The sequence below is a fragment of the Novosphingobium umbonatum genome, assembly GCF_004005905.1.
Lineage (GTDB): Bacteria > Pseudomonadota > Alphaproteobacteria > Sphingomonadales > Sphingomonadaceae > Novosphingobium > Novosphingobium umbonatum.
In genome coordinates this window covers 344898-359581 of sequence record NZ_SACO01000001.1, presented here as the reverse complement: position 1 = coordinate 359581, position 14684 = coordinate 344898, and the positions used below count along the sequence as shown (strand labels likewise).

General features: G+C 64.6%; 12 protein-coding genes. 8 read left to right on the top strand and 4 right to left on the bottom strand.

Features of this window, described 5'->3' with window-relative positions; genetic code table 11:
* Window positions 1-2: 2 nt before the first annotated feature.
* Window positions 3-1316 (top strand): oxygen-independent coproporphyrinogen III oxidase, encoded by a 1314-nt coding sequence (gene hemN, locus EOE18_RS01540; RefSeq protein WP_127705469.1) that lies wholly within the window; start codon window positions 3-5, stop codon window positions 1314-1316.
* Window positions 1317-1595: 279 nt separating this feature from the next.
* On the opposite strand, the gene EOE18_RS01535 is transcribed toward hemN, so the two are convergent.
* Complete coding sequence (locus tag EOE18_RS01535; RefSeq protein ID WP_127705467.1) at window positions 1596-3698, bottom strand: protein-disulfide reductase DsbD family protein; 2103 nt, start codon at window positions 3696-3698, stop codon at window positions 1596-1598.
* Between the two features lie 131 nt (window positions 3699-3829).
* Here EOE18_RS01535 and EOE18_RS01530 point away from each other — a divergent pair, with 131 nt between their 5' ends.
* Window positions 3830-5560 carry an alkaline phosphatase family protein gene (locus EOE18_RS01530; protein ID WP_342772617.1) on the top strand — a complete coding sequence of 577 codons (1731 nt, stop codon included), beginning with the start codon at window positions 3830-3832 and terminating at the stop codon, window positions 5558-5560.
* 27 nt (window positions 5561-5587) lie between these two features.
* The gene (locus EOE18_RS01525) at window positions 5588-6829 is read left to right on the top strand and encodes an FAD-dependent monooxygenase (protein ID WP_127705464.1); all 1242 of its coding nucleotides are present in this window, start codon (window positions 5588-5590) and stop codon (window positions 6827-6829) included.
* Window positions 6830-6833: 4 nt separating this feature from the next.
* Here the strand turns inward: EOE18_RS01525 and EOE18_RS01520 are convergent, their stop codons facing one another.
* The 3 genes from EOE18_RS01520 to hemC are packed head-to-tail and all read right to left on the bottom strand — an operon-like array spanning window position 6834 to window position 9379.
* Window positions 6834-7706, bottom strand: a complete 873-nt coding sequence (locus EOE18_RS01520; RefSeq protein WP_127705462.1) for an MICOS complex subunit MIC60 — start codon at window positions 7704-7706, stop codon at window positions 6834-6836.
* Complete coding sequence (locus EOE18_RS01515) at window positions 7707-8423, bottom strand: uroporphyrinogen-III synthase (RefSeq protein WP_127705460.1); 717 nt, start codon at window positions 8421-8423, stop codon at window positions 7707-7709.
* Window positions 8423-9379 carry a hydroxymethylbilane synthase gene (gene hemC / locus EOE18_RS01510; protein WP_127705458.1) on the bottom strand — a complete coding sequence of 319 codons (957 nt, stop codon included), beginning with the start codon at window positions 9377-9379 and terminating at the stop codon, window positions 8423-8425. Before hemC ends, EOE18_RS01515 begins: the two co-directional genes overlap by 1 nt.
* A gap of 85 nt (window positions 9380-9464) precedes the next feature.
* Here hemC and tsaD point away from each other — a divergent pair, with 85 nt between their 5' ends.
* The 5 genes from tsaD to EOE18_RS01485 are packed head-to-tail and all read left to right on the top strand — an operon-like array spanning window position 9465 to window position 14532.
* On the top strand, window positions 9465-10505 hold the full coding sequence (gene tsaD / locus EOE18_RS01505) for a tRNA (adenosine(37)-N6)-threonylcarbamoyltransferase complex transferase subunit TsaD (RefSeq protein WP_127705456.1): 1041 nt from the start codon (window positions 9465-9467) through the stop codon (window positions 10503-10505).
* Window positions 10502-11518 (top strand): NAD(P)H-dependent glycerol-3-phosphate dehydrogenase, encoded by a 1017-nt coding sequence (locus tag EOE18_RS01500; RefSeq protein ID WP_127705455.1) that lies wholly within the window; start codon window positions 10502-10504, stop codon window positions 11516-11518. The genes tsaD and EOE18_RS01500 overlap by 4 nt, the downstream gene beginning before the upstream one ends.
* Window positions 11519-11559: 41 nt before the next feature.
* Window positions 11560-13101, top strand: a complete 1542-nt coding sequence (locus EOE18_RS01495) for a lipopolysaccharide biosynthesis protein (protein ID WP_425464276.1) — start codon at window positions 11560-11562, stop codon at window positions 13099-13101.
* Window positions 13101-14024: an OmpA family protein gene (locus tag EOE18_RS01490; protein WP_246027196.1), complete on the top strand. Its 924-nt coding sequence runs from the start codon at window positions 13101-13103 to the stop codon at window positions 14022-14024. The genes EOE18_RS01495 and EOE18_RS01490 overlap by 1 nt, the downstream gene beginning before the upstream one ends.
* Before the next feature lies 1 nt (window position 14025).
* Entirely contained in the window at window positions 14026-14532 is a 507-nt protein-coding gene (locus tag EOE18_RS01485) for a hypothetical protein (protein WP_342772616.1), read from the top strand.
* The last annotated feature ends 152 nt before the right edge of the window (window positions 14533-14684 follow it).

Genomic DNA, 14684 nt, shown 5'->3' with positions numbered 1-14684 from the left:
TCATGTGGCCTTATCATCCTGATCTGCTGGCGCGGCCCGTACCGCGCTATACCAGCTACCCCACCGCGGCCGAATTCTCGGCCGAGGTCGGCTCTGACGCGCTGGACGAAGCTTTGCGCCAGACGGTGGGCGAGGTCTCGCTCTATATCCACATCCCCTTTTGCGAGCAGATTTGCTGGTATTGCGGCTGCAACACGGCGGCCAATAACAAGCGGCAGCGGCTTGCCTCCTATCTCGACGCGCTGACCCGCGAGATTGCCATTGTCGGGCCAAGGCTGGACGGGCGGATCAAGGTCAAGCGCATTGCCTTTGGTGGGGGCAGCCCCAATGCGATCACGCCCACCGATTTTGTGCGTCTGGTCGATGCGATCACCGTGCATTTCAGCCTCGACAATCCGGTATGGTCGATCGAGCTGGACCCGCGCACTTTGACGCAGGATTGGGGCGCGGTGCTGGGCGCGGTGGGCGTTACCCGTGCCAGCCTTGGCGTGCAGACCTTCGAACCCATGCTGCAAGAGGCGATTGGCCGCGTCCAACCCAGCGAAATGATCGAGCGCGCCACCACCATGTTGCGCAAGGCGGGGGTCACCTCGCTCAATTTCGACCTGATGTATGGCTTGCCCAATCAGGATTGGGATATGGTCAAAAGCTCGCTGGAACGTACGATCCAGTTGGGCGCGGACCGGATCGCTTTGTTTGGCTATGCCCATGTGCCGCATATGTTGCCGCGCCAGCGCCGGATTGATGGCAGCGTTCTGCCCGGACAGGACGAGCGTTTTGCCATGGCGGCGCAGGGCTATGGCTTCCTGTATGGTGCGGGCTATGTGCCGGTGGGTTTTGACCATTTCGCCCGCCCCGGTGATGCCTTGGCACAGGCGGCGATTGCGGGGCGGCTGCATCGCAATTTTCAGGGCTTTACCGAGGACCCCGCGCCGGTGCTGATCGGGCTGGGCGCTTCGGCCATTTCCTGCTTCCCCGACCGGATCGTGCAGAACGAGAAGAACGCTGGCCGTTATCGCATGCTGCTCTCGCAGGATCGTTTGACCGGTGTGGTGGGTGTGATGCGCGATGATGAGGACCGCAAAAGGGGCAAGATCATCGAAGGCCTGCTGTGCCGTGGCTATGCCCAGATCGGGGGCGAAATAGCGGGGCAGTTGCGAGAAGGTTTGATGCCTTTCATCGAGCGCGGCTTGGCCACGCTGGAAGGCGGGCGTTTGACGATTGCGCAGGGCGGCCTGCCCTATGCCCGCACGATTGCGGCTTTGTTTGATCCCTATCGACAGGATTCGGCGCGGCGCTTTTCCTCCGCTGTTTAGATTTCACCCATCGGGAGTGGGCGGGAAAGGGGGGGCGAAAGCTCCCCTTTTTTGTGGGTGATGGCGATTTTGGAAAGCCCCAAAAAAGATGGGCGGCTCCGTGAGGGGAGGCCGCCCAAGGTGGGGAGAAAACTGGTGAGGCCCGCTGCGGTGAGGCCGGATTTGCCTGCGAACCACCGCTTGCCTGTTGACCCTGTGATAAGCGCCAACAGAAACCCCCGCCTTGACGGGGGTCAAAGCGGGGGTTGATTTGGATCAAGTGTGGTATTTTTATCAGCCTTATCCGGCCTTTTTCGCCAGATCGGGCAGGGTTTGGTTGGTCAGCACCTGCGGCAACTGGCTGGGCTTGCCTGTCTTGGGCACATACCACAGGTAAAGAGGCACACCGGCGGCGCCCTGTGCGGTCAGGAAGCGGGTGATCGCCGGATCGCGACGGGTCCAGTCGCCCTTCAGCACGGTGACGTTGGCCTTGGCAAAGGCCTCGCGGGTTTCCTCGCGCTCGATGGCGACGCGCTCATTCACCTTGCAGGTCAGGCACCAGTCGGCGGTGAAATAGACAAACACCGGATGGCCACTGGCCAAAGCCGTGCCCAGCGCCGCTTCGCTAAAGCTTTGCGCGCCTAGCATATCGGCGCCTTCATCCTCGGCCTGACGGATGGTGTGGGGCAGAGCCACCACCGACACAATCGCCAGCGCGGCCAGACCCAGCGCGGCCTTCTTACCCTGTGCCAGCCCCTTGCGTTGGCCCGCGCCGACCATCGCCAGCACGGCCAGCAGGCCAAGGCCCAGCACCGCGCAGAAGGTGGCAAAGGTCCAGCTGCCCAGACGCGAGGCCAGCCACAGTAGCGCCAGCGTGGTCAGCGCCATGGGCACCGCCATCGCGCGGCGGAACCAGTTCATCCATGCGCCCGGACGCGGCATGGCGCGGCGCAAGGGCGGCACAAAGGCAATGGCAAGGAAGGGCAGCGCAATGCCCAGACCCAGCGACACAAACAGCAGCATGGCCGCAGGCACCGGCAACAGCAGCGCCGCCCCCATCGCGCTGGCCATGAAGGGGCCGGTGCAGGGCGTGGCGACAAAGGCCGCCAACAGGCCGGTGGCAAAGGCCGAGCGGGCCGAATTGCCATGCCCCATGCCTGCGCCCTTGGTGGCGAAACCGGGCACGGCAAATTCAAACAGGCCCAACAGATTGGCGGTAATGCCCAAGGCCAGCAGCAGCAGGACGGCCACCACACGCGGCTCCTGCAACTGGAAGGCCCAGCCAACCTGTTCTCCGCCCGCCCGCAGCGTCAGCAGCAGCGCGCCCAAGATGGCGCAGGCGACAATCACACCGGCGGAATAAAACAGGCCTTCCGCGCGCGCTTCGGCCTCCGATTCGCCCGCGCGGGCCAGAGCCAGCGCTTTCAAGGAAAGGATGGGGAACACGCAGGGCATGATGTTGAGCAGCAAGCCACCGGCCAGCGCGGCCAGCACCAGCCAAGGCAGGGCGGGCAGATCATCTGCCTTTTTGCTCTCGCCGCTGTCGATCGGCGTGCCGCCAGCGGGCACCGCGCCCGGCGCGGCGGTGAACTCCACCCCGTCGCCCATGCCATTCAGGCGCAGCACGCCCGACAATTGCGCCGCATCGCCCGCCTTTTTCAGCGTAACGATCAAAACATCGCCAGCGCGGGCAAAGCTTTGCGGTGCGGCATAGGCCACCGCGCCTTCGGTGGTGATGAAAACATGCGGATGGTCCACCGCGCCGCTGGCGGGGAAGGGGATGGCGAGGCGGATCGAGTCGCCCGCCATGGCAAAGCTGGCCTTGGCGCCCAAGGGGGCGGGCAGCTTGGCGCGCCATGCGTCAAAGCGCGGGTCGGGTGCGACATTGGCGCCAGCGGCCAGCACGGGGATGGTGGCAGACAATTTGGCGTTTTCGGGCACGCACATCGTGTCGGTGCAGGCCAGCCAATTGGCTTCCACGCTCACCGGCAGGCTGCTCCCTGCCTTGGCATCGGAAGGCAAGGTATAGGGGATCAGCAGCGCATAATCGGCCTGAAACACATGGTTCATCAGGCCGGAAATCAGCAAGGTTTCGGGCACGGGGTAAAGCGGGGTTCCCGCCTTGCCCGCACCTGCCCATGTCAATTGCGTGCCAAAGCCCGCATCGCCCGGATTTTGCCAATAGCCGTGATATTTGGGCTCCGGCTTGAAATGGATGGCCAGCGTGACCGTCTGCCCCGCCGCCGCGCCATGTTCGGCCAGCAGCTGCGCCGCAATATGGTTGGCGCTGGTGGCGGGCGGTGCATCGGCGGCGCGGGCCACAGGGGCCAACAGAGCCAAGGCGCAACAGAACAAGGCCTGCCATAAAGTCGCAACCTTGCGGTGCAATGCGGGGGACAACATCAATCAACACTCCATCCGGCCATCAATTTGGCGGGTTTTTCGGGGCTCCTGTCCTTCTGGCGCTTGCCCAAAGGGTAAGGAGACGCCATCAAGCTCTGCCGATGATCCGGTCATTTTGCAAGGAACGCCTCGTGGCTCGTTTTGGTTCTGCCCTTTTGTCCCGTCTTGGAGCGCTGTCTTTGGTGGCGCTGGCCTGTGCGCAGGCGGTTCCTGCCTTTGCGGAGGAGGCGCCGGTTGCCGCTCCCGCGCCAAAGGCACCCAGCCTGATCGTGGCAATTTCGATTGACCAGTTCAGCGCTGATCTGTTTGCCGAATATCGCAACCATTACACCGGCGGCCTTGCCCGCCTGCTCAAAGGCGCGGTGTTCCCCGCCGGTTTCCAGAGCCATGCCGCGACCGAAACCTGCCCTGGCCACTCCACTTTGCTGACTGGCGTGCATCCGGCCCGCACCGGCATCATTGCCAACACATGGATCGACCTTTCGCTCAAGCGCGCGGACAAGAAAGTCTATTGCGTGGAGGATGAGAGTAATCCCGACTCCACCCCCAACAAGCCGGTGGTTTCCACCGCGCATTTGAAAGTACCCACGCTGGGCGAATGGGCCAAGAAGCAATGGCCCGCTAGCCGCAATGTGGCCGTATCGGCCAAGGATCGCGCGGTGGCGATGATGGGCGGGCATCAGATCGACGCCGGTTTCTGGTATGTGGGCGATGCCTTCACCAGCTTTGCTGGCCGTAGCCTGCCCGCCGATGTGACTGATGAAAACAAGCGCATCCGTGCGCTGCTGGACAAGGGCGCGCCGGCCATGGCGATTCCATCCTGGTGCGTGGCGCGCAATCAGGCGGTGCAGGCGGGCGCGGTAACGGTAGGCACCGGCCGCTTCGTGCTGGGCGACAAGGAAGACAAGCGCAAGCTGGGCGATCAATTGCGCTATTCCCCGCGCATGGACGCGGCCACGCTGGAACTGGCCGCCTCGCTGCTCACCTCGATGAAGCTGGGCAAGGGGCAGGCGCCCGACATCCTTTCGGTCAGCCTGTCGGCCAATGATTATGTGGGCCATGCCTATGGCACCGAAGGGCTGGAAATGTGCATCCAGCAGCAGCAGTTGGACCAGAAACTGGGCGAGTTCTTCGCCAAGCTGGATGCCAGCGGCGTCGATTATGCGGTGGTGTTGAGCGCAGACCATGGCGGGGTGGATACGCCCGAACGCCTGCGTCTACAGGGCGTGCCCGAAGCCGCGCGTGGTGAGGCGGCTTTGAATGGCGAAGGTCTGGGCCGCGCCATCGCCGCCGAACTGGGCATCAGCGGCAGCTTTGCCGCTTGCAATCCCGGCCCCGATGTGGCGGGCAATATCATCTGTTCGGACGGGCTTTCGGGCGATTACTGGATCAGCCCCGATCTGTCGGCCGAAGCCCGCGCCAAGGTCGCCGCGCGTCTGGTGGAAAAACTGAAGGCTCACGTCCAAGTCGAGGCCGTGTTCACCAAGGCCGAGATTGCCGCCGTGCCTTACCCTGTCGGCCATCCGCAGGACTGGACGCTGTTGCAACGCGCCCGCGCCTCGTTTGACCCGCAGCGCAGCGGCGATGTCTATTCCGTGCTGAAGCGCGCCATCGTGCCGGTAACCACCCCGCGCGCCAATGCCACCACCATCACCACCCATGGCAGCGTGTGGGATTATGACCGCCGCGTGCCCATGCTGTTCTGGCGCAAGGGCATGACCGGCTTTGAACAGCCGCAGCCGGTGGAAACGGTGGATATTGCCCCCACTTTGGCCGCGCTGATCGGGTTGAAAGTGCCGCAGGGCGCGTTTGACGGGCGCTGCCTTGATTTGGACGCTGGCCCAGCGGACACTTGCCGCTAAGCGTTTGAAGGCGTAACCGGATCAGCGATGAACGACTCTGCTGATCCGGTTCGTGGCGCTCAAAAGCGCGATCTTGTCATTCTTGGTGGCGGCCTTGTGGGCATGACGCTGGCGCTGGCGGCGGCGCGTCAGGGCATCACCAGTCATGTGGTCGAACGTGCCGATCCGGCGGAATTGACCGCCGATGGTGTGGACGGGCGCGCTTCGGCCATTTCCTCGGCCAGCTGGAACCTGTTTGCCAATATCGGTCTGGCGGAAGCGCTGGCGCCTCTGGGGTGCCCGATCGATGCCATTGCCGTGACCGACCAGATGAAGCCGGGCCGCATCGATTTCCAGCCCAAGGAGGGTGATAGCGCGCTGGGCCGGATGTATGCCAACCGCGACATCCGCTTGGCGCTTTTCGCCGCTGCCGAGCAGGAACCCAATATCACATGGCACACACGCGCCGACGTAGTTAGCCGTCAGCGCGGACCCCATGGCGTGGAAGTGACTTTGGCAGGCGGGCAAGAGCTGGCGGGCAGCCTGCTGGTGGGGGCGGAAGGCCGCCGCAGCCCAACGCGGGACGAGGAAGGCATCGGCCTTGTTGCATGGGATTATCACCATACGGCGATTGTGACCGCGCTGGCGCATGAAAAGCCGCATGACAATGTGGCTTGGGAAATCTTCTATGCCGCCGGCCCCTTTGCGCTGCTGCCTTTGCTGGACCTGCCCGATGGCCGGCACCGCAGCGCCTTGGTGTGGACCGTGCCTGCTAAAGACGCCAAGGGCGTGATGGCCATGACCGATGCCGCCTTCACCGCCGAAGTGGCGCGGCGCATGGAGGGCATGTTCGGCGGGATCGAACTGATCGCCCAGCGTCTGGCCTATCCTTTGTCTTACCAGAATGCCACGCGCATTGTGGGCGACCGTCTGGCGTTGGTGGGTGATGCGGCGCATGGCATGCATCCTATCGCGGGTCAGGGCTTGAACCTTGGCCTGCGCGATGTGGGGGCCTTGGTCGAAGTGCTGGCCGATGGCATGCGGCTGGGGCTGGAGCCGGGCGATGCGCAAGTGTTGAAGCGCTACGAAAACTGGCGCGCGCTGGACACTTTCACGACGATGAGCGTGATGGATGGCATTGTGCGCCTGTTTGGCGTGCCGGGCCAGACGGCCAGCGCGGTGCGGCGCATCGGCATGGCGGCGGTGCAGCGTATGCCGCGCCTCAAAACCTTCTTTATGAACGAGGCGCGCGGGCTTTCGGGCAAGCTGCCCAGCCTGCTTCAGGGATAGGCCGTTATTTGGGGCTGGCAGTGCTGGCTCCTACGGCGGGCAGCGGGGATACGACGGGGCTGGCCTGATCGATCATGCGCCCGCTGGCATCGCGCAGCAATTTGGGTTCCAGCAGGGCGGCGGTATCGATCGCGTCCAGCGCATGCATCACCTCGGCATAGCGTTTGGCATCGGCTAGCCAGCCTGTTGCCTGTGTTGCGCCGGGCAACAGGCGCACGTCCGCCATCGCATCCTCGATCCGCCCTTCGCGCAGGCAGAGCCGCGCATGGTCAAGCCGCATCTGGGCCGAGGGCGGGGTGGGGCGGTTGTCGCTATGCAACACGAACAGGTCCGACAGGTCGTGGGTGACCTTGCTCCAGCTGGTCTGTTGATCCTGCGGGCCGGTCAGGCGTGGGGCCATGGCGTCCAATTGCGCGGCTAACCGGTCCTGCGTGATGGGTTGATGGGCAAAATTGACGATCGTGTTGACCACCTCGGGCAAAGCCGCGCCAAAACGCAGGCGCAATTGCCCCTCCAGATAGGCCAAAGGCATGCCGCGTTCGATTGCGCGGCGGGTGGCAATCGCCACCAGCAAGGCTTCGGCGCGGCCCGATTGTGCGCCGGCAATGGCGGCATCGGCCTCGATAGCGCGCAAATGCTGCTCCAGCGTGGCCAGTCGGCTCTCCAGCGTTTGCGCGGCCTGCGTGGCGGAGGCTTGCGGCTTGGGCGTCTGATGCGGCAGGACTTGCGCCAGACCCTGTGGCCGCCAGCCATTTTGCCATGCGCCAATACCCATCGCGCCAGCGCCCATGCCAAAGGCCATAAGGGCCACGGCCAGTCGTCCGCCACCCCGTTGACGCGGGGGCAATTTGGGTTGGTTGGGAAATTCCTCGATCATTCAGTCCATCCGCCCCCCGGCACCACGGGTGCCATTGTGGCAAAGATTTGCAGCCAGCGCCAGCATGTCGGCATCGCGCGCCTTTGGCGAGGTGATAATTGCGCCCCATTGGCCCGTTTCGGAACAGGTTTGCGACACGCGCGGGCCGATGGTGATGGCGGTGGCTTGGGCTAAAGTCTGGCCCAGCCTGTGGGCCTCTGCTGCGCAATGGCGCGCGGCTTCGGCCGAATGGAGCAGGATGATGCAGGGGGCGGCGAGGGCAGCAGCCAGCTTTTCGGGCATGGGCAGCGCCTGGCTGGCATAGCAAATCTGCTCCTCCATGCTGATTTCAGGCGGTAAATCCAGCGTTACCCGATCCCTGGCGGCTAGGCGCAACAGGCGGGCGTGGCGCGAATCGATATGGGGCAGCAGCAATTGCAGCCCACCTTCGCCGCTATAGGCCACGATCAGCCCAGCAGCCTCCGCCGCCCGCGCCGTGGTGTCGCCCACGCAATAGGCAGGTTTGCCGCGATAGGCCGCCAGCGCTGGTCCGCCAAGGCGTAGGGCATTGGCGCTGCCCAGCAAGAGGGCGTCAAAAGCATCCGCCGCGGGCGCATCCCATGGCAGCGCCACGGTTTGGAACAGCGGGGCCAGCACCACCGGCAGGCCCATCTGTTCCGCCAGAGCCATAGTCGCGCTGGCCCCCGGTTCGGGACGCATGACCAGAATGGGCAGCATCAGGCCACAGGCTGAAACTGGCTGGTGATGGAGGGTGGCGCCTTGGCCAGCAAGGTGCCCGCCAAATTTGCCGGAGCGGCAGGATCGCCAGCGGCAAAGCTGGTCTGACCGTCGACGCGGTCTTGCCCGTCGGGGCTGAACAGGCTGGCCTTTAGCCACCATTCCCCGTTCTGCCTTGTGGTCAGCGCAGCGATGGAACTGTGGCAGTTGCCGCCCAAAGCCGCCAGCAAGGCGCGCTCGGCCAACAGGGCGGTCTGGCTATCGGCGCAATTGATGGCGGACAGCAGAGCGCGCGTGGAGGCATCATCGGTGCGGCATTCGATCGCAATCGCGCCTTGGCCGGGGGCAGGCAGCCAGCTGTCGGCGGGCAACGGCGTGCCCACATCGCTCTGGCCCAACCGGTTCAGGCCCGCCATGGCCAACAGGGTCGCCTCGGCCTCGCCCGCCGCCAGCTTGCCCAGACGTGTGGCCACATTGCCACGGAAGGGCACAATCTTGATATCGGGCCGCAGATGCAACATTTGCGCGGCGCGGCGCGGGGCGCTGGTGCCCAGTCTTGCCCCTTGCGGCAAAGCCTCGATGGAGGGCGCGCCCACCAGACAATCGCGCACATCCTCACGCGGCAACACGGCGGCAATGGTCAGCCAATCGGGGCGGATCGTTTCCACATCCTTGGCCGAATGCACGGCAAAGTCGATCTCGCCTTCATAGAGCCAGCCATCCAGTTCCTTGGTCCACAAGGCTTTTCCGCCGATTTCAGCCAAGGGGCGGTCCAGCACCTTGTCGCCGCTGGCGGTGACCGGGACGATCTCCACCGCCTCCAGATCCCAGCCATGCGCGGCGCAGAGCAGGGCGCGCGCCTCATGGGCCTGCGCCATGGCCAAAGGCGAGGCGCGGGTGCCAAGGCGTAAAGGTTGGGCGGGTTGGGCGATCGGAGCTAGGGTGCTATCGGGCATGGTCCCTTGTGCTAGACGGCAATCTCGTTAAGGGGAAGCTCCAGAGTTCCAAAGGCCCCACACTTCCGTTGAAAAAGCACTTCCGTTGAAAACCATTCTAGGCATCGAATCCTCATGTGACGAAACGGCGGTGGCAATTGTCACGTCCGATCGGCAAATTGTGGCCCAGCGTATCGCCAGCCAGGACGATGAGCATCGCCCCTTTGGCGGCGTGGTGCCTGAAATTGCCGCCCGTGCGCATGCCGAACGTCTGGCCCCGATGGTGCAGGCGGTGCTGGATGATGCGGGCATGACCTTGGGCCAGATGGATGCGATTGCCGCCACGGCGGGGCCGGGGCTGATCGGCGGGGTGATGGTGGGGCTGGTAACCGCCAAGGCGCTGGCCATGGCCAGTGGCAAGCCGTTGATCGGGGTGAATCATCTGGAAGGCCATGCGCTTTCCCCGCGTCTGGCCGATGCCAGCCTTACTTTTCCCTATTTGTTGCTGCTGGCCAGTGGGGGGCACTGCCAATTGTTGCTGGTGCGCGGCGTGGGTGACTATCGCCGCCTTGCCACCACGATTGACGACGCTTTGGGCGAGGCGTTTGACAAGACGGCCAAGATTCTGGGGCTGGGCTATCCGGGCGGGCCTGCGGTGGAAAGACTGGCGCTGGAGGGCGATGCCAAGGCCGTGCCCTTGCCGCGCCCCTTGCTGGGCAGCGCCGAGCCGCATTTTTCCTTCGCTGGCCTGAAAAGCGCGGTTTTGCGCGCCAAACAGGCGGGCATTCATGCCGATGCCGATCTGGCCGCCGCATTCCAGCAAGCCGCGATTGATTGCGTGATTGACCGCGCGAAGCGGGCGGTTGCCGTGGCGCTGGCCGAGGGCGCCACCGCTCTGGTGGTGGCAGGCGGTGTGGCGGCCAACAAGGCGATCCGCGCCGCGTTGGAGGGTTTGGCGGCGCAAAACGGGCTGGCTTTCGTGGCCCCGCCCTTGGCTCTTTGCACTGATAATGCGGCGATGATCGCATGGGCAGGCTGCGAAAAGGCGCTGCTAGGCCATAGCGACCCGCTGGACATGGCCGCGCGCCCGCGCTGGCCGCTGGACCCTGATGCTGAACCCGTGCGCGGGGCGGGGGTGAAGGCGTGAGCCAGCACCAACCCGTAGGCGTGATCGGCGCGGGGGCTTGGGGCACCGCGCTGGCGCAAATGTTGGCCAGTGATGGCACGCCGGTCTTGCTCTGGGCACGTAAAGCCGAGCAAGTGGCCGAGCTGAACGCGCAGCGCAGCAACGCCACCTATCTGCCGCAAGTGACCTTGGCGCCTTCCATCACGGCGACGGCGGATTTGTCTGATCTGGCTGGCTTGACCACCATTCTGGTGGTGTGCCCCGCGCAGGTGATGGCGCAAGTCCTGTCAGGCCTGCCCGATGGCCCTCGTGATCTGGTGCTCTGTGCCAAGGGAATCGAGGCGGGCAGCGGGCGCTTGATGGCGCAAGTGGCAAAGGATTGCCTGCCCTCGGCGCAGATCGCGGTGCTGTCCGGCCCCACCTTTGCCCGCGAGGTGGCGCAAGGCCTGCCCACAGCGGTCACTTTGGCCTGTTCGGGCGGCGAGGAACAGTGGCAAAGATTGTCGCCAGTCATCGCCCGTGCAGCTTTCCGCCCCTATTACTCGCCCGATGTGATCGGGGCAGAGATTGGGGGCGCGGTGAAAAACGTATTGGCGATTGCCTGCGGGGTGGTGGAAGGCTTGGGGCTGGGCGAGAATGCCCGCGCCGCGCTGATCGCCCGTGGCTATGCCGAAATGCTCCGCTTTGGCGTGGCGCGAGGGGCGCGGGCGGAAACGCTCTCCGGCCTGTGCGGACTGGGCGATCTGGTGCTGACCTGCGCCAGCACGGCCAGTCGCAATTATTCCTTGGGTCGCGCTTTGGGCATGGGGCAAAGCGTGGCGCAAGCCTTGGATGGCAAGGCCAGCGTGGCCGAGGGCGCGCATACCGCTCCCGTGCTGGCCGAATTGGCCGCGCGTGACGGGCTGGCCATGCCGATTGTTGATGCCGTTTGCCGGTTGCTCTCGGGGGAGGCACCAGCGGCAAAGGTAGTATCCGCCCTGCTGGCGCGGCCGTTAAAGGCCGAGTTGGGCGCGGGCGGCGGGAGTATCGCTTGACCTCTGTTTCTTCCCCTGTGAACGGCGTTGATCCAATAGCCGTGGATGCTGCTGGCGTGGAAACGCCGGTGGCGCCTGTCCCTGCCGACCGCGATCTGGCGCGTCTGGCCAAGGGTGGGCGGACCAATTTCTTTGGTTTCCTGCTGCGTCTGGCTGCGCGCCTGCCTTTCCTGTTTATCGCCGGACGGCTTTATGGTGCCGATGCGCTGGGGCGTTTTGCCTCGGCTTTGGTGGTGATCGAACTGGCATCACAAATCTGCACCCTTGGCCAAAAGCGCGGTATCGCCCAGCGCCTGTCCGAGGATGATCGCGACGCGGCGCATGTGATTGCCGATGGCGTGGTCTTGACGCTGATGATTTCGGCGGTGGTCAGCCTTGGCCTGTTCCTGTTCCCCGCGCCTATGTTTCCGTCCGGAGAATATCTGCCCGCCGATCGCTGGCTGGTGCTGGCCATCGGACCGGTGGCTTTGACCGATATCGCGCTGGCATCCTTGGCCTATCGCTTTGACGTGGGCGCCACGGTGCGGGCGCGTTCGGTGGTGGAGCCATGGACCCTGTCGATTGCGGCAGGCCTGTTCTGGGCGATTGGCCGTTGGGGATTGTTGGGTGATTTCGGCAGCTTGCTGGGCGAAAGCGGGCTGGCGCTCAGTTTTGTGGTCAGTGTTTTTGCCGCTTTGCTGGCTTCCTTGCTGCCTCTGATGCGCTCCTATGGCATGCCGCGCCAGTGGACCCCGCATCCCTTGCGTATTGGCCGTCTGGCGCTCGATACCGCGCCTTTGGCGGTGGCTGATGTGGTGGAATGGGGCACGCGGCGGTTGGATATTGCCATTCTGGGCCTGTTTGCGGTGCCCGCCTCGGTCGGCGTCTATTATGTGGCGCAGCAAGTGGCCAGCCTGCCGCAAAAGCTGAAAACCAGTTTTGAGCCTATTCTGGGGCCAGTGATCACCCGCAATCTGAAGGAAGGCAATCTGGCCGCGATTGCGCGACAGGTGTGCCAAGTGGGCTTCTGGATTACCGCCGCGCAAGCGGGCATTGCGCTGGCTTTGGGCATTCCGGGCGACGGGGTGCTGGGGCTGGTCGGGCCGCAATTCACCGGCGGGATGCTGGCTCTGGCCTTTCTGTTGGGGGCCGAGGTTTGTGCAGCCCCTGCGGTAGTATCCGAAGCGGCCTTGATCTATATTGCCCCGATGCAGAACCTCTGGGTCTCTTTGGCGACGATTGCCCTGCAGGCGGTGTTCACGCTGGCCGGCATGATGGTTGCGCGCGGTTTCTATTTTGACGAGATGGATCAGGCCGCTTGCGCCGCGGGGGCCTTGCTGGTCACTTTGTCGATTGCCTCGCTGGTCAAATCGCGCCTCTTGGCTTGGCATTTGGGCCATCGGGTGGAAACTTTCCGCTGGTCGCTGGCGGCAGCGGCGGTGGTGGCTTCTGTGTTGGGCTGGGCCGTGGTCGATTTCTTGCCGGAATGGGCGCAATTGTCGCTGGGCGTGCCCGCCATTCTGGGCACCTATGGGTTGGTGATCTGGCGCTTTGGCTTTGGCCCTGCCGATCGCTTGCTGTTCCGTAAGCAGGCCAAAGACTGATGGGGCGCCGTCGGCCAGCCTTGTCGCGCGGCGCGATGGCGCTGGTGGTGGCGGGCGGTCTGGCGGTCAGTGTGGGCGCAGGGCTGGCGGGGCAGATGGCTGGTCCTTGGCTGGTGGCGCCCTTGGTGTCCGAAACGCAGCGCGTGCTGGCAGCGCAGGGCTTGCGTGGTCTGCGTGCAGAATTCGTCGAAACCCATGGCTGGTACACCCGCCACCCTGAATTGCTGGGCGGCGAGGGGTTGAGCGAGGCAACGCGCAAGCGTGTGGCCTTGGCGGTGAGCCATGTCGCCGGTGTCGGCCATGTGGGTTGGCAGGCGAGCGGTGTGCAGCGCCAGAGTGAAGCGGCGCCCGAAGCCGATCCCTTGCTGGCCTGTCAGAGCGAAGTGAACGCCATGCTCGCCGCGCGCAGCATCCGCTTTGCCGAGAACAGCGCGCATATCGATCCGGCCAGTCGCGGCCTTTTGGATGAAGTGGCGCGGGCCTTGGCTCCTTGCGCGGGCAGTGTGATTGCTATCACCGGCCATACCGATGGCAAGGGCGACGAGGCGGCCAATCTGGCCCTTTCTAAATCGCGGGCGGAGGCGGTGCGTAATGCTCTGGGTGCGCGGGGCATTGATATGGCGGGCCTTCGTGCGCGGGGCGTGGGATCCTCGCATCCTCTGGCGGGGTTGGACGAGGATGATCCGGCCAACCGGCGCATCGAATTTTCGCTGCTTCAGCCGGTCAGCCCCGCCCCCACGGTGGTGGACACGCCCAGCGCCAAGCTGGAGCGGCCGCCGGTGGCGCAGGTCTTGCCGCTGTGGCTGGAACTTTCGCTGCTCTCGGCCTTGACCTATGCGGCTTTGAGCAGCATCGGGCTGCGGTGGGCGCAGAGGCGGCAAGTGCTGGCGCGGCGCCGGAAAAAGTTGAACGAGGACGAGTGACGTGATCGATCTGCAAAGCTGGGCGGTGAGCCATCCGATGGCCGCTATTGGGGCAGCGCTGGTGGTGCTGGCGCTGCTGTGGCTGGTGCTGGGGGGTAAGCGCAAGACGCGTGAACGCCACCGCGCGCCCGATGCGCTGGACGAAGGCGCGGCGCCCGCGCAGCGCAATCAGGCCCTGATCGATGCGCCCAGCGCGGCGGCCAGCGTGGTGATCGCACCGGTTGCGGAGGTTGTTGTCGAGGCGGCGGCTGACGTGGCTCCGGTGGCGGCAGGGGATGACCTGACCCAGATCAAGGGTCTGGGCCCTAAGCTGCGCGCGCGGTTGGGCGAATTGGGCGTCACCAGCTTTGCGCAAATCGCGTCATGGACCGAGGCCGATATTGTGGCCATTGACGCCCAACTGGGCAGCTTTGCCGGTCGTGCCACGCGCGATCAATGGGTGGCGCAGGCGGGTTTTCTGGCCGCTGGCGATGTGGCTGGTTATGAGGCGCAGTTCGGGAAGCTTTGAGGGTTTTTCGAGGGTTTTGCCTCCGGCGGGTTAAGGGCGGGGGCCCTGAACAATCCCGTTAATGGGTTGCGTTTGATGTGAATCGTCGCGCGTTTGGTGTCGATTTTATAGCCTGCGGCGCTTTGTATTGCGCAGGTGGAGAGGTTTCTTTC